Genomic DNA, 22,469 nt, shown 5'->3' with positions numbered 1-22,469 from the left:
TTTGAGAAAAAAAGAAGCATTTGTTAAAAATCAGAGTGAGCAATATGAAATTTATATTGTAGACTACCTATATGCATGTGAAGATAGTAAAGAAGTAAACAGTACTCAGAAAAAGATTGTCTCACAAATAAAACTCAGTTTAACAACCAGTATAAACAGAAAAACATTTGTTAATACACTTTTAAAATTAAAAGGAGAAGTTTCTGGTAATATGATTGATATAATTAATCAGTTGTATAAAAAATTAGAGCTAGACACGCGAGCCTTATCTAAGCTAAAAAGTAGTAAATGGCATATAATAGCAATAGGAATTAGAGATTTAAGAAGGTTTAAAGTATTAGAAGCTCAAAATGAAGTAGCGAAGTGTATTAATCATTCTAAAATGGAGGTTCGTAGACAAGCCTATTTATACTTTATAAATTTATTTGGTTTTAAAGGACTTGATTTTTTAGATAACTTAAAGTCATCAATTTCCGTTTGGGATCGAATAGGAATTTTAGACGCATTACAAGGAATAAAATCTCAAGAAACCCCCGATGCTGGTAAGTGGTTAAACTCTAAAAATGATTATGTTGTATTATTAGCTCTTGAATTAGTAAGAGTTTATAATTTAAGGGGAACAAAAGAAGAACTACTACAACTAATACAGCATAAAAATAGTGAGATTCGTCTTAAAACAATAAATGTTTTAAACTACTTGTATATAACAGAAGCAAAAGAATTGCTAATTAATACTTATGAAACTTTATCGGTAAAAGAACAAATAGCTGTATTTAAGTTGTTGGAAAATATGGGAGCAAAAGAAGAAGAGCCTTTTGTTTTAAAATATGTTACCAGTAACGTTTTTGAAATTAAAGTTTTAGCCCTAAAAATTTTAAAACAAATAGACTCCCCTAAATTTATAGGTATTAAAAATGAAATAAGTAGGCTAGGGAATTTTAAGGTTATTGATTTTTTAGAAAATACCCAGTAAAAAAAGAAAACTATGGATACTTCAAGTGTTGCATATTACATATTGTTAATCATTCACTTTTTATTTTTAGGATACTCGTTTTTGGTTTTAATATCCTATGGAATACTGGCTGTTTACTCTAGAAAAGAAACAATTTCATATTTACGAAAAAATAGCTTTGTTAATTACAAAGAAATCTTATCATCAAGGTTAGCACCAGGGATTTCAATAATTGCTCCAGCCTATAATGAAAGTTTAAATATTGTAGAAAATGTAAGATCATTGCTTTCTACTCACTATGCAGATTATGATGTAATTATAGTTAACGATGGAAGTACAGACGATAGTTTAGAAAAGTTAATTAAAGCTTACAATTTAGAGAAGGTAGAATACCTAATTAATGAACGTATCAAAACAAAACAAATAAGGGCAGGAGTTTTTAAATCAAAAAACCCAGCCTTTGAAAGACTTATTGTAGTAGATAAAGAAAATGGAGGAAAAGCAGATGCCCTTAATGTAGGGCTAAACATTAGTAAAAATGATTATGTGGCTTGTATTGATGTAGATTGCCTGCTGATGGAAGACTCGCTACAAAAAATGATTAAGCCTTTTTTAGAATATACAGATAGAAAAGTAATTGCATCTGGAGGAGTTATAAGAATAGCTAACTCATGTATTATAAAAAACGGGAAATTAATAGATATAAACTACCCAAAAGCAACCTTAGTTAGATTGCAAATACTAGAATACTTAAGATCTTTTTTATTGGGTAGAATGGCATGGAGTAAATTAAATGGATTGTTGGTAATTTCAGGAGCGTTTGGAATGTTTGATAAAAACATAGCCATTAAAGTAGGCGGATATAGTACAGAAACAGTTGGAGAAGATATGGAAATTGTTGTTCGAATGCGTAGGTACATGGAAGAGCAAAACAAAAAATATAAAGTAGCATATATTCCAGACCCTTTATGTTGGACGGAAGCTCCAGAAAGTTATAGAACATTTATATCACAACGAAATAGATGGACAAGGGGAACAATTGAAACATTAAAAACACACAGAGTAATAGGATTCAACCCAAAATATAGAGTTTTAGGAATGTTAAGTTTTCCTTATTGGTTTCTTTTTGAGCGACTAGCGCCCATAATTGAAGTATTAGGAATTATATACTTTACAGTATTACTTTTTATAGGAAGTGTTCATTGGAATTATGTATTTGGATTTTTCTTAGCAGCCTATTTTTCTTCAGTAATTTACACCTTACTAGCAATTTTTTCAGAAGAATTTAGCTTTCATCAATATAAAAAAAAGGGAGTAGGCTTTCAGTTAATAAAGTCAGCATTTATAGAGCCATTTCTATTACATCCAGTAGTTTTGTATGCAGCGTTAAAAGGAAATAAAGACTACTATTTTAATAAAAAGCTTAAATGGGGAAAAATGACTAGAAAAGGATTGAGTAACAAGTAATAAATTATGAAAAAAAGCCTATCAATATATTTAAAAGTACTTGCAGCATTATTAGTAATGTTTTGGTTACTGGGTGTAGTAGAGGTTTTTGCTAGTTTTAAAGAAACACATACAATATTTTACGTTACAAAACTTGTTATGTATAAGCTATTACATGCTTTTGTAACAGTTGTAATAATAGGATTGTTATTTTTTCCGGTATATTATTTAGTAGGGCTAGGAAATAAAAAATTAGCGGAAATAACAATTATAGCTTTAGGGCTATTTCTTGTTATAGGAGAGTTTTCTTTAGTAAAATATAGTACAACTACTCTGTTAAATTTAGGGGCAGATCTTTTAGGGTATTCGTATGACGATATTTATAAAACTATTGAATCTTCAGAATCCTTTTCTGTTGTGAATTACCTGTTTTTCCTAGCGATTCCGTTATTGTTTTTAGTATTAGTATATCTGTTTAAAAAGAGAATACCAGAAAAAACTTTTCTTAAAACAGCTTTAGGATTGCTAATAGTAGCAGTACTATTAAGGCTCTTTAGTTTAGAGTTTAATGAAGTCAAATATCAAAATAAGATTAGTTTTTTAGCAGCAGATATTATAAAATTTAAATTAGATAAACTACAAACACATAATTATCAGCCTGAAGAAGCTGAAGAATATCCTCTTTTAAAACCATCAGAAGAAACAAAAGATGTGTTAGGAGCTTTTTTTAATAAAAAGTTGCAAAAACCTAATATAGTTATTATTGTAATGGAAGGAGTAGGGACTGAATTTGTAGATGGAAATTCATACAGCGGATTCACTCCATATTTAGATAACCTGATAACACAATCGTTATATTGGGAGAATTTTGTTAGTAACACCGGTCGAACCTTTGGGGTACTACCTTCACTACTTGGATCGTTACCTTTTGGAGACACAGGTTTTTTAGAAATACCCAAAACACCATCACACCTATCGCTATTTAATATATTAAAAGCAAACGGGTATACAACTTCGTATTATACAGGAACCCAATCTAGCTTTGATAAAATCATTAACTTTTTAGAATATAATAGCGTTGATTTTATTGTTGACGAAAATAAATATGGACCGTCATATGTAAAAACAGGTGGAGTAGATGGTTTTTCTTGGGGCTATCCAGATGCAGAAATGTTTAAAAAAGTACTAAGTACTATAAAAAATAAAAAGCAACCTAGGTTAGATGTGATAGCAACACTTAGTAATCACGAACCTTTTGTGTTTCCAGAGAAAGAGATCTATAAAAAGAAAGTAGACAGTATATTAAATACATCACGGGTTTTTGGAGTTTCTAAAAGAGAAATAGAAAATAAAAAAGATATTTATGCAACACTACTTTACAGTGATAACTCTCTAAAAAACTTTATGGAGAGTTATAAAGAAAGAGAAGATTTTGATAATACAATTTTTGTGATTACGGGTGATCATAGATTAATTCCGATAGAACAAAAAGATAAACTGTGTAGGTTTCATGTACCGTTGCTAATATATAGTTCCATGTTGAAAAAAGCGGAACGCTTTAAATCTGTCTCTTCTCATTTAGATATAGCTCCGAGTCTCTATTCCTTTTTAACGAATAACTATATGTTAGAACTATTAAAAGAAACATCATGGGTAGGAACAGGTTTAGATACCACAAAAAGGTTTAGAAATATTCATCAAATAGGCTTAATGCGTTACAAAGGAGGTTTGAAAGATTTTATTGATGGAGAATATTTACTTTCTGATGGAGATTTGTATAAAATAGATGAAGCTTTCGATACCCATAAAATTAGCGATGGAAAAATACTTACCGAGGTAAAAAAGTCTTTTGAAGAGTTTAAAGCAATCAATAAATATGTAACTCAGCAGGATAAAATTTACCCAGATGTTATTTATGAAAAAAAACAATCCAAAATTCAATTTACACAAGAAGAACAAAAAAGTATAAGAGAAATAACCGAAGAAAAAACGTTTGATGAGGTGTTTTTAATAGCAAGATCAAAGGCTTTTGATGGAGATAGAGTGGGAGCGAGACTATTATGCGATTTCATTTTAAATAATATGCCAAATCATGCGGATGCAAGAATTTTAAAAGCCAGAACCTTATCCTGGGATGGAGAATATAAAGAAGCAGAAAAACTCTTGTTAAATGCAGTTGAAAGGCATCCGTTTTATGATGATACATATGTTGCTTTATTAGATTTATACTGGTGGTCTGGTCAAGAAAGTAAAAGTATAGCTGTAGCTAAAGAAGCTTATGTAAATGAAGTCAAAAATCCAGACATAAGTTTTAAGCTAGCAAAAGCACACCAACGATTGAAACAAAAAAAACTGGCATTAAAAATTATGGATAGTCTCTTAACAATATATCCAGACAATAAAGAGTATGTAGAATTAGAAAAAGCATTAAAAGAATGATTCTAAAAAGTATAAAGTATCACCTTTGTATACTGTTAACTTTGTTTGTATGCTCTGTTTTTTCACAACAGAAAGTATTTCAAGGTGATCCTGATGTAGCTTTTGAAAAAGCGAGAAAAATGGCTTTTAATAAACAACGAAAGGAAGCTCAAGATGCCTTACGATTTATTTTAACAAAATATCCAAATTATTTAGATGTACGTTCCTTTTTGGCAAGTACTTATTCTTGGGATGGAAACTATAAAGAAGCTAGAAAAGAGTTTGAATATGTGTTGAAAAAAGATCCAAAAAGGAAAAATGATTGGATAGCAACAATTAAAAACGAGTTGTATGCTTCATTGCCATATAAAGCAAATGACTTGGTGAAAAAAGCATTATCATATTTTCCAGACGATACAGATTTATTATACCTAAAAGCAAAGTCAGAAGAAAAACTGCAAAACCCAGAAGAAGCTTTAATAACTCTAGATAAAATAATTAGTATTGATGCTAACAATTCTAATGCAATTTCTTACAAAGAAAGCTTAATCAATACATTGCGTTTTAATAGCGTTGGATTGAGTTATTCAACAGTTTTATATAATAAAAATGAAAGAGATGCATCTCACTACAGCACACTTAATTATACAAGACAAACAAAATATGGTAGTATTATAGCTAAAATAAACTACTCAAGACGTTTTGATACAGATAATTTACAATATGAAGTAGACTTATACCCAAGAATAACAGATGGTTTATATGCGTACGTGAGTGCAGGTTTTTCAAATTCTAGTTTATTTCCTAAAGTGCGTTATGGAGTAGAATTATATAAGTCGTTACCACTTGGCTTAGAAGTTTCTTTAGGTTTTAGAGGATTAAAATTTTCTGAAACAACAACTATTTATACAGGATCTGTAGGTTGGTATACAGGAAATAGTTACTGGTCATTAAGACCTTATTTTACACCTAATGATAATGGTACAAGTAAATCCGTTACACTAACCTATCGTAGATATTATAGTGACGCTGATAACTATTTTGGCGTTGCAGTAGGGGCAGGATTCTCTCCAGAAATTGACAGATTTCCTGTAAATACAGAGCAAACGGTTGTTTTTGATTTAAAAACACAAAAAATTAGTGGTGAATATGCATTTACATCTAAAAGTAAAAAGCATGCTTGGAAAGTATCAGTAAATATTTTACGAGAAGAAAAAAGTTTTGATCGCGGCGAATATTTCTTACTATACACCTTAGGAATATCTTATGATTTAAGATTTAGATAGAGTTTTGGTTAAAACTCTTATTGGATATAACTTCTGTGTTAAAAATAAAGGCCTCGAATTATAATTCGAGGCCTTTATTTTATGAGAATTTTATTAGTCCATAATAAACTTAAACCCTGCCGTAATTAAACTTGAGTTAAAAGTTGTATTTCTGTCGTATTTATAAAACTTCACATCAATGCTTTTTAGTCCAAACTTCCATATATGTGCTTTTGAAAATATATCAGTATAAGAAACACCAAAACCAAATTGGTTAGAAGAATATTTTGAAAGATCATAGTCTGAGGTATAAAAATTGTTTGTAGACAAATGTTTTTCGTAAGCTGCAAAATAATCTGCCGCAGTTTGGTTATAAAATCGGTATGAAGGGTACAATGTAAACTTATCTGTAATCTTTACAGGAATTTCAATACTTGCTGTATGAGAGTTAATTCCCCAATCGTCAAAATAGTAACGATAAAAAGTTCGAATTGTAAGTAATTCGTTCAAGTACCAATTTAGTCTACCACCTAAGGCAATTTTAAGCCTATTGTTTGGTAGTTTTTCGTTAGCATCTGCTAATTGAAAGTTGTCAATAAACGAATCGTCTATATCACTAAAATACACTCTTTGGAAAGGAGTAGAAAGTAAGCCACTTTGCTTAGTAAGATCAAAAGCTAATGAACCCTGTACGTTTTTATGTAAAATTTGAGAAAAACCTAGCCCAAAGGAATAAGAGTTCCTGCCTTTATCAGAAAAATCATTAAAAATAGGATTGTAATTAGGGTTTCCTGTAACTGTATTTTGGATAAATAACGCATCATTTATACCATCACCTCCATCAGAAAAAGGTCTTAATTCATAAGGGTAAATAGTTTTCCAAGTATCTAAGTATATGTTAGCACTAATACTAAGTTCAGTGTTTTTTTCATTAAAAAGTCTCGTGTAACTTCCACCGAAACCTATTGAAGAGTAATCAAACTCTGAAGAAACCGAGGCTTTTGCTGCCCAAATTTGGTTTCTGTCATCAGAACTATGGCTATAATTTCCTGTAAAATTAAACCATAAATCTGAACTTGAGGCTCCTGTAGATGCTTGAAAAGGGTCAGCAGTGCCTTTATCAAAAGGATTTACATTACTTGAAGAAGCTGAGGTATAGGCAGAAATACCTGTGTCTAAAGTTAGTACATCATCATCATTTAAAGGAATAGAAACAATAATGTTAGCAGTTATGTCGGTTAATTCCTCCGTACCAACACCTCCATTTACTGCAGCATTATCACCATCTTGGCTATAATAGCTTGTTAAAAAATCTACTTCGGTAGTTTCTAAAACACGTTTTTTGTACACCTTAACTGAGTCTTTAGCTTGTTGAGAGAAGCTAAAGAATGATGTAAACAAAAAAGTTATTGATAAAAAATATTTCAAATTATAATTATTAAAAAATTTAACAAATTAATTGCAGCCGCAACCGCCTCCTGTTTTTCCTCCATTAGCTCCAGAAGCTGCTTCTCTATATGAATGCATAGTGGTTACATAGCGATCACATTTTTTTTCCGTAAGTGCCATGTCAGGATCGTTGATATTTATTTTTTCGTATTCTTTTACAGCCACACAGCTTGTGCAGAAGAAAATACTTATACTAGCAACTATTAATTTTTTCATATTTTGTCTATCGTTATATTTTTTGAGGTTGAAATTCCACCTTTATCATCAATAATAATGCATTCAACTTTTGGTAATTGATTAACTCTGTTTATACCAACATTTTTCCCCATTACAAAGATTGATGTAGCTAAGGCGTCTGCTAGTTCTGCTTTAGGAGCAAAAACAGTAACACTAATAATTCCGCTAGAAGGATACCCTGTTCTGGGATCAATAATATGAGTGTATCTTTTTCCGTTTAAATTTACGAATTTTTCATAATTTCCAGAAGTAACTACAGCACTATTAATTAAAGGGAAAAGAGCAAATACTTTGTTCTTGTTTAAAGGATTGGTAATAGCAACTTTCCAAGGTTTACCATCAGGTTTACTTCCCCAAGTATTCATATCGCCTGAAGCATTGATAATACCAGCAGAAACACCTTTAGAAATAAGCAATGTTTTGGCTTTATCTGCAGCGTATCCTTTTCCAATAGCACCAAAGCCAATTTTCATTCCCTTTTCTTTTAAAAAGACAGTATTTTTACTTTTGTCTAGTATAATATTTTGGAAACCAACTTTAGCTACAGAAGCACTTATCTTATTAGGAGGAGGCATTTTTGTCATACTACCATCAAACTTCCATATTCGGTCCATTGAAGCATAACTAATATCAAAAGCACCATCGGTTAATTTTGAGATAGAGATTGCTCTTTTAATAAGTTTAAATAGTTCTGAATCAACGACAACAGGTTTAATACCTGCATTCTTGTTAATTTTTGATGTTTGTGAGTTAATATCCCAAGAAGAAATTAGTTTTTCAATTCTTGTAATTTCAGATACGGCAATATCAATATTTTTGTTTGCTAATGCCGAATCATATGCAACTACTGTAATGTCAAAACGACTACCCATTAGTTTGAGAGTACGTTGATATGTTTGTTGACCGTAATTATAACTAGTAACTACTAAAAACAGTAGAAGAAAAGAGACTGTTTTATTTAATGAAAGCATTTAATTCGTCAATATATGATACTGGAGTTGTTTTTTTATATCCTGTTTCACCCAATACTTTTCCATCTTTATCTAATACTACAACTAAAGGGAAGAAACCTTTCTTGTTATAAGTTTCAAACAGTTTTGCATTGGTGTTCTGTTGTTCTTTAGATAATTTATTTTTCTTTTTTCTAGGAAAATCTGCTTGTAACATTACATAATGTTCTTTTGCATACTCTTTAAAAGTGTTTGTGTTCCAAACTTCTTTATTCAGCTTCATACATGGAATGCACCAATCTGACCCTTGAAAAACAAGGATGATAGGTTTATTTTCTTGCGAAGCCATTTCTTTTGCTTTTAAAAAATCTGTTTGCCAATCTTGGGCATAAGTAGTGCTTAAGCCTATTAGAAAAAAGATGATAATTGTTATTTTATTCATCGGATTGTTATTTTATTGTATTAATAACGAATTATATTTCCCTTTCTTACAATTTATATTAAAAAAAAAATAAAAATAAATACTCAATATAAATGTGGTTTAACAATTTTAAGTTGGCTGGTTCTATATGAATTTTTGGTTATAGTTTTTACCTAGTTTTACCGAATAGTCAATAACGTTTTTAATAATTTTTCTATTGTCATTTTTACGCCAATTAATGTATAGTTCAGTACTTTCTGGTAGTGTGATAAAACGAAGATTGGTATTTAAAGAAAACTGATACGAGTAAGGTAAAATAGAAATACCCAAACCTCTACCAATTAAATTTAAAATCATGCTACCAAAATCAGATTCAATATGAGTTTGGGGTTCAAAACCGTAAGTATTAAAAATATTGCGTAACAACGAAGAAAAATAAGTTGTATGATGTAAACCTGAAAGAATAAACTTTTCATCTTTTACATCTCTTAAATCTACAAATGAATCTTCTGTTACCCAATGATCTTTCGGAACTACAAGACAAACAGGTTCAGCATACAGTCTTTCAGATAAAATAGAAGCATTTAAAACCTCATTTCTACTAAAAGCAAAGTCTATTTGATAACTAGAAAGTAGTTTTTCAAGAGTAATATCTGTAGGCTCCATCAGTTCTACTTTTAAATCAGGTTTCTCTTCTGAAAATATTTTGAGTAACTCAGGTAAATAGTTATAAGAGATAGAACCGGGGTAGGCAATACTAACAAGCCCAGAAGAACCTTCGTCAATTTTTTTAGCATGCTGATGTGTACGATCAAACTCGTCTAATAAAACGTCCCATTTTTTCTTAAGGAATACACCAGCTTCTGTAAGTTTTACATTTCTTTTATCTCGCTCAAATAAAGTAACACCTAATTCTTCTTCTAAAGACTGAATTTGCCTACTCAATGACGATTGAGAGGTGTAAACTTTCTCTGCTGTTTTCCAAAAATGTAGCTCTTCTGCTAACGTTAAAAAATATCGAATCTGTTGAAATGTCATTTTAATGCGTTTTTTGCATTAATCAGTCAAAAATAAGTATTTTTTAATAAAGAGAACCGTAGTTGCTTTGCATAAAAAAACTTTGTAATCATTTTTAAAAAGTAAGGAAATGGGAATTGAGAATTTTATCGCATTTTTAGTAGCAACTGTTCTTTTTGTGTTAACACCAGGAATAGAAACTGTTTTTTTAATTAATAAGTCAATTAGCCAAGGACGAAGGTCTGGTGTATATACTAGTTTTGGTCTAAATACTGGGGCTTTAGTGCATACTTTGTTTGGAGCATTAGGCTTGTCTATTATGGTAGCGAAGTCAGCGATATTTTTTGCATTGATTAAGTATTTAGGAGCTGCTTATTTAATTTATTTAGGAGTAGCAAAAGTGATGTCTAAAAAAGGATTGATAGCTGATACAAATGAAGAACAAAAGAAAGATTCAGCAAAAAGTAGTTTTACATCAGGATTTGTTACAAATATATTAAACCCGAAAGTTGCATTATTCTTTATAGCTTTTTTTCCGCAGTTTATAAGTCCAACAGAAATAGAAAATCCAGTTCCTTTTATTATTTTGGGAGTAATTTATGCAACGATGACTACTGTTTGGTATTTAGTTTTAACATCGTTTGCAGGATCATTTTCAACGAAAATAAAAGAGAACGAAAAAATAGGAGTTAGACTAAACAAAGTATCAGGTGCAATATTTGTATTGATGGGCTTACAGATAGCGTTTATGTAAAAATAAAAACCGATAGTGATTGAAAACTTCGCTATCGGTTTTTATCATTTTTTTAGAATTTTGTAATCACTAACTAATTTAACCGATAGATAATAAAGTTGAAATTACTAAGAGTGTGTCAGCTTACTTATAATTTCTTTATGTTGTGGAAACAGTTGTGTGAGTTCTTCTCTTTTAGGTAATACAAAATCGTTAAAGTCAAACCCAGGAGCAACGGTACAACCTGTAAAAGCGTATGAGTTTTCTTTACTAACTTCAGCAGCAAACCAATAACCAGCAGGGACCACAAATTGTGGTTGCTCATCATTTTCTATGTTATTTCCTATAAGAACAAAAGAATAGTTTCCTTCAGGCGAAATCATATGTAGTTTTAAAGTACTTCCTTTATAAAAATGCCAAATTTCATCTTGATTGATTTTATGAAAGGCAGAAAATTTTTCAGAAGTCAATAAAAAATAAATGCAAGTACTGTAATTTCTATCACCGATAAAATTAGAACTTAATTGCTCATTTTTAATTATTCCGTTGCTTCTGTATGTTTCTTTGTAAAAACCACCTTCAGGATGCTCAGTTAGATTGAATTTTTTAACTATCTGTTGTGTTGTCATTTTCTTTTTGTTCGTTAACTTTTTTAATAATGGCTTTTAAACGTTCTTTAGTACGTTGTTTTTCCAAACGAAGTTTGTTTTCTTTTTGTTTCATTAAGCGAGTATGTTTCGCTTTGTTTACCGTGTTTTTTGCTTTTCCTTTTTTAGGCATTTTTTGATGTTTTAATAGCTAATAACCCCAAGAAAGTTAAGAATCCGTTTAATATTAATACGAAGAATCCAAAATCAAATCCAAACTTTTCCTTGCAGTAAAAACTAATAACATAAGTTAAAACTGGAGCAATCAAACAAATTATGGGAACAAACTTGTCTTTTATATTTAGTTTGGTAAATAATCCGAAGGCATATAAGCCTAATAAAGGTCCGTAAGTATAACCAGCAAACTGAAATATTTTAGCAATTACACTCTCGTTAGCAATAAAATATTTAAAAATTAAGATTGTAGCGACTAAAATAAAAGAGAATAGTACATGGATTTTCTTTCGTGTCTTTTCCCTTTCTTCTTCATTATCTTTTTTGTCAATTTCTAAAATATCAATACTAAAGGACGTAGTTAACGAAGTTAAAGCACTATCTGCACTAGAATAAGCAGCTGCAATTAAACCAAGTAAAAAGAATAGAGAAGTAGCCAGTCCTAAATCACCACTCATTGCTATAGTAGGGAATAAGTTGTCTTTATGAGCGTTTAGTTCATTTGCTGTAGCGTAATCAGTTAACAAGATCCCTAAAGCTAAGAAGAAGAAGTTAACAATGATTAGCACAATGGTAAACCAAAACATGTTTTTTTGAGCATCTTTTAAATTGCGGCAAGTCAAGTTTTTTTGCATCATGTCTTGATCTAAACCTGTCATTACAATTGAAATAAAAGCACCTGAAAAGAATTGTTTCCAAAAATAGTTACCGGCTTTTACATCGTCAAAAAAGAAAGTTTTAGATAAACTATTGTCTGTTACATACGAAAACAAATTATCAATTTGCATTTCATCTTTTATCATTACTATACAAACTCCAACGGCAATTAGCATAAACAACGTTTGTAAAGTGTCTGTCCATACAATAGTTTTTATACCTCCTTTAAAAGTATATAGCCATATAAGTAAAATGGTAATTGTTACTGTTACCCAAAACGGAATTCCATAAGCATCAAACAAAATTAACTGTAATACATTTGCCACTAAAAACAAGCGAAAGGCAGCACCAATAGTTCTTGAAAGTAAGAAAAAAGAAGCCCCTGTTTTATACGAATATCTACCAAAACGCCCTTCTAAATAGGTGTAAATTGAAGTTAAATTTAATCGGTAATAAAGTGGAAGTAATACCAATCCAATAACGGCATAACCTAATACGTACCCTAGCACCATTTGCATATAACTCATTTTGTCACCTTCAACCCAGCCAGGAACCGAAATAAAAGTAACTCCAGATAGTGATGCTCCAATCATACCAAAGGCAACTAAATACCATGGAGATGAGTTGTTTGCTTTAAAAAATGTTTGATTGTTTGCCGATTTACCTGTGATGTATGAGATAAGAATTAATACACCAAAATAGGCTAAAATAAGGAGTAGTATATGTAACGGTTGCATATAGTTAAATTATGAATTACGAATGTACTAAAATTATCATTCGTAATTCATAATTAGTATTGTCTAAGAAAGTTCTATAACGACATCTTCGGTCTTTCTACGAACTTTTTTTAAGTCTTTCATGTAGTCATCTTCTGCTCTAAAACCAACAGGTAATACTAAAACCGATTGTAAGTTGTATTTATCTAGTTCTAAAATCTCATCATATTTTTCAGGAACAAAACCTTCCATAGGGCAGCTATCAATTTTTTCATTAGCAGCAACAGTCATTAGATTTCCTAAAGCAATATATGCTTGGTTTTTCATCCAATGGAATAATACTTCAGGAGATTTATTCTCTATATCGTTAGTTAAAAACTCTTTGAACGGATTTAAAATTTCATCGGGTGTGTTTCTTATGTCTTTTACTAATTTAAAATAGCTCTCAACATCTTTAGTAGTAAGTTCTTTTGGGGTACACAATACCAATAAATGAGAAGCCTGTGCAACTTGGTGTTGATTCCAAGAATGTGCTACCAATTGTTGTTGTAAATCTTTGTTTTTAACCACAACCATTTTTACAGGTTGTAATCCATAAGAAGTAGCAGTTAAATTAAATGCTTCTTTTAAAATATTAATTTGTTCTTCTGAAAGAAATTTATGTTCGTCAAATTTTTTAACAGCGTAACGCCATTGTAAATTTTCTATACTATTCATGTGGTTTAATTTTTACTCGATAACCGAGAGTTAAAATATTTCAAGATTTATCTTATTGATTTTATAAGATAAATTTCTTGACAAAAATAGAGGAATAAAAAGTTGCTTAAAAATACTTTGAATAATTAATATTGATAGTATCATAGAAATATTTTGTACATTGAAAGTGAAAAAGAAAGCTTATGAAAGAAGAGTTTTTACACTTTTTGTGGCAATACAAATTATTTAACAAAGCAAGCTTAATATCAGTAAAAGGAGAAATCGTTGAGGTTATAGATTCTGGAAGTCAGAATACAAATTCAGGACCTGATTTTCTAAATGCAAAATTAAAAATTGATGAGCAGTTATGGGTTGGAAATGTTGAAATTCATATAAAATCATCAGATTGGTATGCACATCATCATGAAAAGGAGGTGAATTATGATGCGGTTATTTTACATGTTGTGTGGGAGCATGATGCAGATGTGTTTATGAAAAACAATCATCCAATTCCGACAGTTGAATTACAAAGTTTTGTTCAAAAAGAAGTATTGGCAAACTATAAAAAACTGTTTTTAAAAGAGCAGCGATGGATTCTATGTGAAAAGCAAATAGCTGAAACTAGTTCTTTTATATTGAATAACTGGTTAGAACGTTTATACTTTGAACGACTGGAAAACAAATCGGTTGTAATAAAAGAATTATTGCAAAAATCCAATAACAACTTTGAGGCTGTATTGTTTCAGCTATTAGCTAAAAACTTCGGATTAAAAGTAAATGGAGAAGCATTTCTGCAGCTAGCACAATCATTTGATTTTTCTGTATTGCGTAAAGTTCGATTCAGTGAAGAACAATTATCAGCTTTATTGTTTGGGCAAGCTGGATTCTTAGAGCAAGAACTAGAAGGAACTTATTATCTACAACTACAAAAAGAATATGCTTACATACGGCATAAATATAGGTTAAAACCAATAGCTAAGCATAGATTTCAGTTTTTTAGAATGCGCCCGAATAACTTTCCTACGATTAGAATAGCTCAATTGATAGCTTTATATAACAAGTATCAAAATTTGTTTTCAAGATTAATAGATATAAATAAAGTAGAGGACTTTTATGACTTATTTACAGGTGAGGTGAATGATTTTTGGAAAACACATTATACATTTGAATCAGAATCAAAGAAATCAGATAAAAGGCTTACAAAATCATTTGTTGACTTGTTAATTATTAATACGATTATTCCTTTAAAGTTTGTTTATGAACAGGCTAGAGGAGAGGTTGATCAAGAAGGTTTGTTACAATTAATAAAACAGTTGAAACCAGAAAATAACTCGATTATAAATAAGTTTTTGGAGTTAAAAATTAAAGCAAATAATGCATTTGAATCTCAAGCTTTATTGGAGCTTAAAAATAATTATTGTGTAGGGAAAAGATGTTTAAACTGTAAGATAGGAAGTTTTATTATGAATAGATGATGTAAAAATCAAAAAAATGGATGTCATAAAACTATTTGATTAATAAAATGATATATTTGCGACAAAAATTTATAAAAATGAAAAAAGTATTAATTGCTATTACATTAGTATCTACTATTTGTGTAGGTTGTAAAGACAACAAAAATTCAAAAAACAATGGAGAAGCTTCAACAATTGAAGAATCTATTAGTGAAAAAGAAGAAAAATCAGCTTCAGCAATTTGTTTATTAGATAAACTATCTATTAGAGAAAGTGCTTCTGCCAAAGGGAAATGGATTACTTCTATTAGTTTAGGTGAAAAAGTAACCTTAACAGGAGAAGAAGCTATAGATTCTGTTTCGAAGAAGGAGTATTTCAAGGTAAAGTTGATTGACGGAAAAGAAGGATGGACTAGATCTACCTTTTTAGCTGTTAATGGTAAGGTGGGAGCTATGTTAGAAGAAGCAGTAGTTTATAAAAGACCAGATTTACTTACCAAGACAGAAAAAAAATACAGCATTATGGATATCATTGCTGTAACTGAAACTCAAGGAGATTGGATTAAGGTTAAAGGAAAAAGGTCTGAAGGAAAGTATATTGAAGAAGGTTGGGTAAAAACTTCTAACATTACAAATGATCAAGTTGATATAGCAACGGCTAAATTTGCAGGAATAGCAAATACTCAACCAACAATGACAGAAAGAATAAAAGCATTGAAAGATGTTATAAATAATTCAGATTTATCTTCTTCTAAGTTTATTACAGTTATAGAGAATAAAATAGAAGATTACGAGTCGAAAAATCAACCTTTAGATGCTCAGGAAGCAGCAACAGCTACTGAGGAAGTAGCAGAGAAAACAGCTGAATAATTATAAAAAAAGACTAATAAAAAAACGATTTTAGAATATTCTAAAATCGTTTTTTTTATTTTAATCTATTTTGAAAAATAGTTATTAATATAAACTCTTAAACTTAGCAGGATTTGCTTCGTTCATAATTTCGTATACTTTTTCAAAAATATCTTCTGCAGATGGTTTAGAGAAATAATCTCCATCGGTACCATAAGCAGGTCTATGTGCTTTTGCAGTTAAGGTTTGTGGTTTACTGTCTAGATGTTTGTAACCATTTTGATTCTCAACAATTTCTTGTAATAAATATGCTGAAGCTCCACCAGGTACATCTTCGTCAACAACTAACAAACGATTTGTTTTTGCAATTGATTTTACAGTGTCATGATTCAAGTCAAAAGGTAATAAACTTTGCGCATCTACAATTTCTACATCAATACCTACTTGTGCCAAATCTTTAGCAGCTTCTTCAACAATGCGTAAGGTAGAACCGTAAGAAACAATTGTAATGTCAGTTCCTTCTTTGATTGTTTCAACAACACCAATAGGTGTTTTAAAGTCTCCTAAGTTTGTTGGTAATTCTTCTTTTAAACGGTATCCATTTAAACATTCTACTACTAAAGCAGGATCGTCACCTTCTAATAAAGTGTTATAGAAACCAGCAGCTTTTGTCATGTTACGTGGAACTAATACATGAATTCCTCTTACGTTGTTTATTATTCCGCCCATTGGTGAACCTGAATGCCAAATTCCTTCTAAACGATGTCCACGAGTACGAATAATTAATGGAGCTTTTTGCTTTCCAAAAGTACGGTAACGTAGCGTTGCTAAATCGTCACTCATAATTTGTAAAGCATATAATAAATAATCTAAATATTGAATTTCAGCAATAGGACGTAATCCACGCATTGCCATTCCAATACCTTGACCTAAAATGGTAGCTTCTCGAATTCCTGTGTCAGAAACACGTAACTCACCAAATTTTTCTTGCAAGCCTTCCAATCCTTGATTTACATCACCAATATACCCTGCATCTTCACCAAAAATTAATACTTCTGGGTGTTTTGCTAAAATAGCATCAAAATTATCACGCATAATAATACGTGCATCTACAATATTTTTTTCTTCAGCATAAGTTGGAGCTTCTGCAGCAATATTTTCAGTTGCTAATTCAGTTTCACTTAATAAATGTGCAGAATATTTTACAGCAGCTTTGTCAATTGAAGCTTTGATGAAGTTTTTAAGTGCTGTTTTTTCAGCAAAATCTTCATCTCTTAAATAACGTAAAGCTTTACGAGCAGCTACTAAAATATCTTTTCTGATAGGTTCAGAAATAGCGGCTAAATCATTTTTATATTTTGTAATGAAAGAACCATTATTGCTTTTTTGAGCAATGGTTTCTAATAAAGAAATAGCTTCAGCTACTTCTGCTTTTATTTCATTTGTATAAGCACTCCAAGCATCACGTTTTGCCTTACTTACTTCTTTTTTTGCTTCTTTTTCAATGTTGATTAAATCTTCTTCAGAATCAATAAACTTTAAAGTTTCTCCATCTTCATTTTCTAATTCAAATTCTAAAATCCACTTACGCATTTGGGCAATACAATCAAAGTCTTGTTCCCATTGTAAACGTTCTTTTGATTTATAACGTTCATGTGAACCTGAAGTTGAATGCCCTTGAGGTTGTGTTAATTCTTTTACGTGAATTAATACAGGAATATGTTGTTCTCTTGCAATTTGAGAAGCTTTATTGTAAGTGTCAATTAACTGAACATAATCCCAACCATTTACTACGAAAATCTCATATCCGTTACTTTCATTTTCACGTTGGAATCCTTTTAAGATTTCAGAAATACTTTCTTTAGTTGTTTGGTGGCGTGCATGTACTGAAATTCCGTACTCATCATCCCAAACATTCATTATCATTGGAACTTGTAGAACACCAGCAGCATTAATTGTTTCAAAGAATAACCCCTCACTAGTACTAGCATTACCAATAGTACCCCAAGCAACTTCGTTACCGTTGATTGAGAAGTTTGTGTGATTTTCTAAACCTTCAACATTTCTGTAAATTTTAGATGCTTGTGCTAATCCTAATAAACGAGGCATTTGACCTGCTGTAGGAGAAATATCTGCTGATGAATTTTTTTGAGCTGTTAAGTTTTTCCAGTTTCCATTTTCATCTATAGAATGCGTTGCAAAATGTCCTCCCATTTGACGACCAGCAGACATGGGCTCAACATCAATATCAGTATGAGCATACAAACCTGCAAAAAATTGTTGTGGAGTTAATTCTCCAATAGCCATCATAAATGTTTGATCACGATAATAACCTGATCTGAAGTCTCCATTTTGAAAAGCTTTAGCCATAGCTAATTGTGGTACTTCTTTACCATCTCCAAAAATTCCAAATTTAGCTTTACCTGTTAAAACTTCTCTTCTCCCTAATAAACTACATTCTCGACTAATACGAGCAATTCTATAGTCCTTTAAAACTTCATCTTTAAAATCTTGAAAAGAAAGCTGTTGAGTATTAGCTATTTCGGTATTTTGCGTCATAATCATCTAATTTAGGTATGGTTACAAAGATAGGTTTTTTAGTTGAAATTTAAAAATTTCTATTTTCATTGAATATTTTTCAAAAAAAAGAGAAAAAACAAGATATTATTGAGGTATCTATAATATACCTCTTCTTATAAAGTTATAAATTCTATCAATATCCGTTGTAATGATGAATCTAATTTTTGAAGGATAGGCTCTCTTATTAATTTCAAAACCTTCGTTGGTGTATATAGGCAAGTAAAATTCAAATATTTCAGGAAGGAAGTTTAATCGAATACCATTTTCATAGAAAAATTTAGGAGAAGTGTTTTTGTTTTTCAACATAGCAACATCATTATAAATTTCAGCCCACTTCCATAAACTTACGCTAGTATTAATAGATGTTATAAGTTGATTAGCAAAATAAGGTTCTTTAAAATTAGATTTGAAACCTCCTTGTCCTACAACAAATTGCTGACTGAAAAAACCTTCATTTTCAGAACGCCCAAATAGGTTTTGTTCAAATAAATAATCGTTACCACGGTTTAATCCAAAGCTAAAGTAATTTCCTTCTGTTTTATTAGATAAAAAGAGTCCACCAAAAAAACGAACTTCAAAACTTTCATTAGCGGTAAAAAACTTTCTATAACGAAAATCAGTAGATATTTTACTAAAATTTGAGTTTATCTCAAGGTTAGCAGCATATCTAATTCTGTGTATAGCATCAAATTTGTTGTTGATATAGCGTAGGTTAAAAATATTATACTTCTCTTGGTCTCCTTGAATATTGTTAGGAGCAACTTCTTTATCAACACTAACCATACGAGCTATTAAGAATTTAGAGCCAATATCACGAAGTGTATTTCTTCTGAATTGAAAATTAATAAATGGGCTTAAAGTATTGTATCCTAATTCAGGTGCGTAATGAAAGTTACTTCCTGAAATTCCATATCGTATTTTATAAACTTTAGAGTCTCTTAAAAAATGATTGTATCCTACAGAGAATGATCCGGTTAAGTTTCTACTTTTAAGACCATAATTAGGAGTTAAACTGAATTGAAAGTTATGACTGACGAGTGATCTGTTATTTATGTTTACCCCAAGTATTAATCCATCATATAAATTGTATTTAATATCAGGATAATAGAATAGTTGATTATAGTATGGGTTTTCAAAATCTTTAAAAAAACGAAACTGAATAGGTTTACTTATAATGCTATTATTTACATTTCTAAAATTATTAAGGGAATTAAATTCAGGATAATTATTTTCATAATTCAAAGCTAGCTTGTTAAAATCGCCTCTTTTAATTTTTACTGTTTTGGTAGAATCTACATTGGTAACCCAGGTTTTAAGTTTTATTTTTTTCTTTTGAATACCATAAAGTGCTACGGGAGCTGTAAAATCTCTTTTGTTTTTGATGGTTACAAATAGAGAATCTTTATTTTTAGAGTAGGATACCTTTTTTATTTTGTAGTCAATTTTTTTATCGGTAGTAAGATAATCACCAAAAAACCATTGTAAATCTTTTGAGGTTTTCTTTTGAAGAATCTCAGCAAAGGATTTACTACTTGAAGGCGTTAATTGATTTTTAATATAAAATTCTTTTACAGTTTCTTTTAAGATGCTATCTCCAACAAAGTCATGTAAGTATTTAATTCCTAAACCAGCTTTATATTTACTTACTACTTTTCTGTTAAAGTTAGAAAGAGAGTCACTAGAGGTTGTTAAAGGTTGATCATAAAACTTACGAGAACTAAATTGATAAACAAGAGGATATTTATCGTTTTGTTTTAATTTAGCAATATTATAGGTTTTTATGGGCCAATACTTGGAGTATTTACCCAGAAAAGTAACTTCTGGATAGTATTTTTTTACATACTCCATCATTAAATAAGTTTGTAAACCATCAGTTAACCAATAATCTTTTCTCGGTTTTTGAATTATTACATCATCGAAATACTTTTGAGTAAGTGCTTTAAAAAAACCTGTTTCCCATCTAAAGTTCTTAGGAAAAGGTTTTAGCCAACTAGGAAGACCATAAATTTCATGTAGAGAGTTTTTGTTTATAGTACGTGAATCTACAAGGATTTCAGGGTGCGGGTGTTTGCCAATGAAGTCTTCTATAAACTGTATTTGTCTATTTATAATTTTGGTAGTTTCTTCATTAGGGATTTGTTTTAGGTAAGCATCTGTTTTTATTTCTTTACCTTTTAACTTAAAAGATTTAAAAGTTCTTACTGTATCAATATGAAGGATGATATCCTTTTTTTTTGCACCAACTAAATAGAAGTTGGTGTAATTATCATTTTCAGTTTTATACTGATATAAGTTACTTTCTATATGATAGTTTTTAGGAATGTCTATAGAAATAGAGTAATTAGAGAGTTCTTCGTATAAATCATCTAAATTTAAGTTGCTCATTAACTGCCACTCTTTATCATATACAGCAGGAGTTATGTACCAAAACCGTAAATGATACCCTGTTTTTGTTTTTCCATATCCTGTATATTTTGCATTTGGTATTTTTACAGAATATGAGGTACGGAGTATTAAACTATCTTTTGGATTTAAGGGCTTATTAAGAGATACTTTAATAATGTCTTGTCGATTCTTTATCTCTTTAAATGAAACTTGTTTAAAGTTAACTGTTAAGTTTCTTACTATGCTATAGCCTCGGTCTTTATCTTTTGAAAAATGAAAAGTTTTTCTATAATCTTCAATAAAACGTTTAGCTAAAGGAGTGTCGTCATTTTTATAACTATTAGCCCAGTTATGTAAAAAAATATAATTTAGATTAGAAGAAGAGCGATTATAAAGTGTTGTTTTTTGTAGAATATGAATTACATCGTTGTCTATATCTAATTTAGCTTTTATTTCAACAGAATTTTCTTGTGCTACTACTTTAAAGCAATACAAGATGATAGTACATAATAAGAGGAGTGTTTTCTGTTTCAATATTATATAGGGTCTGTTTTAAGAAGGGTTATAAAAATATTTAATAAACCTTGTGAAAATAAAAAAGCTCATTGAATTTTCAATGAGCTTTAAAGATAAATATTTTTAGAAGTTTGGTTTTAGCTGATATTTAGCATAGAATTTATTAAAGTGTTCAACAGCTTCATCTGCAGTATCAACAACTCTAAATAAGTTTAAATCTTTTTCGCTAATGTTACCTTCCTCAATTAAGGTGTTCTTAATCCAGTCTAATAAACCAGCCCAAAACTTTCTTCCAATTAGAACAATAGGGAATCGACCAATCTTATTAGTTTGAATTAAAGTAATTGCTTCAAATAGTTCATCCATTGTACCAAAACCACCAGGCATTACAACAAACCCTTGAGAGTATTTTACAAACATTACTTTACGAACAAAGAAATAATCAAAGTTCAAGTTTTTATCACTATCAATCCATGGATTATCATGTTGTTCAAAAGGAAGATCAATATTTAAACCTACTGAGGTGCCTTTTCCTCTATGAGCTCCTTTATTACCAGCTTCCATAATACCAGGACCACCTCCAGTAATTACTCCAAAACCACTTTGTGTTAATTTAAAAGCTACTTCTTCTGCTAATTTATAGTGAGGATCATCGGTTTTTGTACGTGCTGATCCAAAAATTGATACACAAGGACCAATCTTGCTTAGCTTTTCATAACCCTCAACAAATTCAGACATAATTTTAAATATTGCCCAAGAGTCATTTGTTTTTATCTCGTTCCAAGTTTTTTGCTGTAGTTTTTCTCTAATTTTTCTGTCATCATTCGGACTCATAATTCTTCTACTTTTATATTAAATAACAAATTAAACTGCCAAAATTTGATTTTTAGCAAGCCTGCTAATTTAGT

At 30.3% G+C, this 22,469-nt stretch carries 19 protein-coding genes; 7 read left to right on the top strand and 12 right to left on the bottom strand.

Annotated elements, in window-relative coordinates; all coding sequences use genetic code 11:
- Position 1: 1 nt before the first annotated feature.
- The 4 genes from ACTPNM_RS13935 to ACTPNM_RS13920 all read left to right on the top strand — a co-directional run bounded on the left by ACTPNM_RS13935 (position 2) and on the right by ACTPNM_RS13920 (position 6,102).
- A complete protein-coding gene (locus ACTPNM_RS13935; RefSeq protein WP_440122406.1) occupies positions 2-973 on the top strand; it encodes a HEAT repeat domain-containing protein in 972 nt (323 codons plus the stop codon).
- A gap of 12 nt (positions 974-985) precedes the next feature.
- Positions 986-2,419, top strand: a complete 1,434-nt coding sequence (locus ACTPNM_RS13930) for a glycosyltransferase family 2 protein (RefSeq protein ID WP_440122405.1) — start codon at positions 986-988, stop codon at positions 2,417-2,419.
- Between the two features lie 6 nt (positions 2,420-2,425).
- Positions 2,426-4,837 carry a sulfatase-like hydrolase/transferase gene (locus ACTPNM_RS13925; protein WP_440122403.1) on the top strand — a complete coding sequence of 804 codons (2,412 nt, stop codon included), beginning with the start codon at positions 2,426-2,428 and terminating at the stop codon, positions 4,835-4,837.
- A 119-nt stretch (positions 4,838-4,956) separates the two neighbouring features.
- On the top strand, positions 4,957-6,102 hold the full coding sequence (locus ACTPNM_RS13920; RefSeq protein WP_440122402.1) for a YaiO family outer membrane beta-barrel protein: 1,146 nt from the start codon (positions 4,957-4,959) through the stop codon (positions 6,100-6,102).
- A gap of 93 nt (positions 6,103-6,195) precedes the next feature.
- Here the strand turns inward: ACTPNM_RS13920 and ACTPNM_RS13915 are convergent, their stop codons facing one another.
- The 5 genes from ACTPNM_RS13915 to ACTPNM_RS13895 all read right to left on the bottom strand — a co-directional run bounded on the left by ACTPNM_RS13915 (position 6,196) and on the right by ACTPNM_RS13895 (position 10,176).
- Positions 6,196-7,509, bottom strand: coding sequence for a DUF3570 domain-containing protein (locus tag ACTPNM_RS13915; RefSeq protein ID WP_440122401.1), 1,314 nt, complete (start codon positions 7,507-7,509; stop codon positions 6,196-6,198).
- A gap of 27 nt (positions 7,510-7,536) precedes the next feature.
- Positions 7,537-7,746, bottom strand: a complete 210-nt coding sequence (locus tag ACTPNM_RS13910) for a DUF4266 domain-containing protein (RefSeq protein ID WP_099214035.1) — start codon at positions 7,744-7,746, stop codon at positions 7,537-7,539.
- Positions 7,743-8,738 carry an FAD:protein FMN transferase gene (locus ACTPNM_RS13905; RefSeq protein ID WP_440122399.1) on the bottom strand — a complete coding sequence of 332 codons (996 nt, stop codon included), beginning with the start codon at positions 8,736-8,738 and terminating at the stop codon, positions 7,743-7,745. Before ACTPNM_RS13905 ends, ACTPNM_RS13910 begins: the two co-directional genes overlap by 4 nt.
- Entirely contained in the window at positions 8,722-9,159 is a 438-nt protein-coding gene (locus tag ACTPNM_RS13900) for a thioredoxin family protein (RefSeq protein ID WP_440122398.1), read from the bottom strand. Before ACTPNM_RS13900 ends, ACTPNM_RS13905 begins: the two co-directional genes overlap by 17 nt.
- A gap of 123 nt (positions 9,160-9,282) precedes the next feature.
- Entirely contained in the window at positions 9,283-10,176 is an 894-nt protein-coding gene (locus ACTPNM_RS13895) for a LysR family transcriptional regulator (RefSeq protein WP_099214038.1), read from the bottom strand.
- Positions 10,177-10,285: 109 nt separating this feature from the next.
- Here ACTPNM_RS13895 and ACTPNM_RS13890 point away from each other — a divergent pair, with 109 nt between their 5' ends.
- Entirely contained in the window at positions 10,286-10,909 is a 624-nt protein-coding gene (locus tag ACTPNM_RS13890; protein WP_440122397.1) for a LysE family translocator, read from the top strand.
- Positions 10,910-11,016: 107 nt separating this feature from the next.
- Here the strand turns inward: ACTPNM_RS13890 and ACTPNM_RS13885 are convergent, their stop codons facing one another.
- The 4 genes from ACTPNM_RS13885 to ACTPNM_RS13870 form a co-directional block, all read right to left on the bottom strand.
- Positions 11,017-11,517: a cupin domain-containing protein gene (locus ACTPNM_RS13885; RefSeq protein ID WP_440122396.1), complete on the bottom strand. Its 501-nt coding sequence runs from the start codon at positions 11,515-11,517 to the stop codon at positions 11,017-11,019.
- Positions 11,495-11,668 carry a hypothetical protein gene (locus ACTPNM_RS13880; protein ID WP_440122395.1) on the bottom strand — a complete coding sequence of 58 codons (174 nt, stop codon included), beginning with the start codon at positions 11,666-11,668 and terminating at the stop codon, positions 11,495-11,497. The genes ACTPNM_RS13885 and ACTPNM_RS13880 overlap by 23 nt, the downstream gene beginning before the upstream one ends.
- On the bottom strand, positions 11,661-13,103 hold the full coding sequence (locus tag ACTPNM_RS13875) for a sodium:solute symporter (RefSeq protein WP_440122394.1): 1,443 nt from the start codon (positions 13,101-13,103) through the stop codon (positions 11,661-11,663). The genes ACTPNM_RS13880 and ACTPNM_RS13875 overlap by 8 nt, the downstream gene beginning before the upstream one ends.
- Before the next feature lie 63 nt (positions 13,104-13,166).
- Positions 13,167-13,799, bottom strand: a complete 633-nt coding sequence (locus ACTPNM_RS13870; protein ID WP_440122393.1) for an NAD(P)H-dependent oxidoreductase — start codon at positions 13,797-13,799, stop codon at positions 13,167-13,169.
- A gap of 182 nt (positions 13,800-13,981) precedes the next feature.
- Here ACTPNM_RS13870 and ACTPNM_RS13865 point away from each other — a divergent pair, with 182 nt between their 5' ends.
- Positions 13,982-15,253, top strand: a complete 1,272-nt coding sequence (locus tag ACTPNM_RS13865) for a DUF2851 family protein (protein ID WP_440122392.1) — start codon at positions 13,982-13,984, stop codon at positions 15,251-15,253.
- Between the two features lie 77 nt (positions 15,254-15,330).
- Positions 15,331-16,101: an SH3 domain-containing protein gene (locus tag ACTPNM_RS13860; protein ID WP_440122390.1), complete on the top strand. Its 771-nt coding sequence runs from the start codon at positions 15,331-15,333 to the stop codon at positions 16,099-16,101.
- Between the two features lie 84 nt (positions 16,102-16,185).
- Here the strand turns inward: ACTPNM_RS13860 and ACTPNM_RS13855 are convergent, their stop codons facing one another.
- The 3 genes from ACTPNM_RS13855 to ACTPNM_RS13845 all read right to left on the bottom strand — a co-directional run bounded on the left by ACTPNM_RS13855 (position 16,186) and on the right by ACTPNM_RS13845 (position 22,395).
- A complete protein-coding gene (locus tag ACTPNM_RS13855) occupies positions 16,186-18,639 on the bottom strand; it encodes an alpha-ketoacid dehydrogenase subunit alpha/beta (RefSeq protein ID WP_440122389.1) in 2,454 nt (817 codons plus the stop codon).
- A 117-nt stretch (positions 18,640-18,756) separates the two neighbouring features.
- Positions 18,757-21,540 (bottom strand): aminopeptidase, encoded by a 2,784-nt coding sequence (locus ACTPNM_RS13850; RefSeq protein ID WP_440122388.1) that lies wholly within the window; start codon positions 21,538-21,540, stop codon positions 18,757-18,759.
- 144 nt (positions 21,541-21,684) lie between these two features.
- A complete protein-coding gene (locus ACTPNM_RS13845; protein WP_440122387.1) occupies positions 21,685-22,395 on the bottom strand; it encodes a TIGR00730 family Rossman fold protein in 711 nt (236 codons plus the stop codon).
- Positions 22,396-22,469: the final 74 nt, after the last annotated feature.

This window comes from Tenacibaculum sp. Ill, from assembly GCF_051938915.1.
GTDB lineage: Bacteria > Bacteroidota > Bacteroidia > Flavobacteriales > Flavobacteriaceae > Polaribacter > Polaribacter larymnensis.
Note: the sequence above shows the minus strand (reverse complement) of the source record. Positions and strands in the feature narration are given on the sequence as shown.

Coding starts and splice junctions, on each gene's coding strand:
- ACTPNM_RS13900 (WP_440122398.1), bottom strand. CDS start 9,159: ATGAATAAAATAACAATTATCATCTTTTTTCTAATAGGCTTAAGCACT.
- ACTPNM_RS13920 (WP_440122402.1), top strand. CDS start 4,957: ATGGCTTTTAATAAACAACGAAAGGAAGCTCAAGATGCCTTACGATTT.
- ACTPNM_RS13930 (WP_440122405.1), top strand. CDS start 986: ATGGATACTTCAAGTGTTGCATATTACATATTGTTAATCATTCACTTT.
- ACTPNM_RS13855 (WP_440122389.1), bottom strand. CDS start 18,639: ATGACGCAAAATACCGAAATAGCTAATACTCAACAGCTTTCTTTTCAA.
- ACTPNM_RS13905 (WP_440122399.1), bottom strand. CDS start 8,738: ATGCTTTCATTAAATAAAACAGTCTCTTTTCTTCTACTGTTTTTAGTA.
- ACTPNM_RS13910 (WP_099214035.1), bottom strand. CDS start 7,746: ATGAAAAAATTAATAGTTGCTAGTATAAGTATTTTCTTCTGCACAAGC.
- ACTPNM_RS13885 (WP_440122396.1), bottom strand. CDS start 11,517: ATGACAACACAACAGATAGTTAAAAAATTCAATCTAACTGAGCATCCT.
- ACTPNM_RS13875 (WP_440122394.1), bottom strand. CDS start 13,103: ATGCAACCGTTACATATACTACTCCTTATTTTAGCCTATTTTGGTGTA.
- ACTPNM_RS13860 (WP_440122390.1), top strand. CDS start 15,331: ATGAAAAAAGTATTAATTGCTATTACATTAGTATCTACTATTTGTGTA.
- ACTPNM_RS13880 (WP_440122395.1), bottom strand. CDS start 11,668: ATGCCTAAAAAAGGAAAAGCAAAAAACACGGTAAACAAAGCGAAACAT.
- ACTPNM_RS13895 (WP_099214038.1), bottom strand. CDS start 10,176: ATGACATTTCAACAGATTCGATATTTTTTAACGTTAGCAGAAGAGCTA.
- ACTPNM_RS13925 (WP_440122403.1), top strand. CDS start 2,426: ATGAAAAAAAGCCTATCAATATATTTAAAAGTACTTGCAGCATTATTA.
- ACTPNM_RS13845 (WP_440122387.1), bottom strand. CDS start 22,395: ATGAGTCCGAATGATGACAGAAAAATTAGAGAAAAACTACAGCAAAAA.
- ACTPNM_RS13865 (WP_440122392.1), top strand. CDS start 13,982: ATGAAAGAAGAGTTTTTACACTTTTTGTGGCAATACAAATTATTTAAC.
- ACTPNM_RS13870 (WP_440122393.1), bottom strand. CDS start 13,799: ATGAATAGTATAGAAAATTTACAATGGCGTTACGCTGTTAAAAAATTT.
- ACTPNM_RS13890 (WP_440122397.1), top strand. CDS start 10,286: ATGGGAATTGAGAATTTTATCGCATTTTTAGTAGCAACTGTTCTTTTT.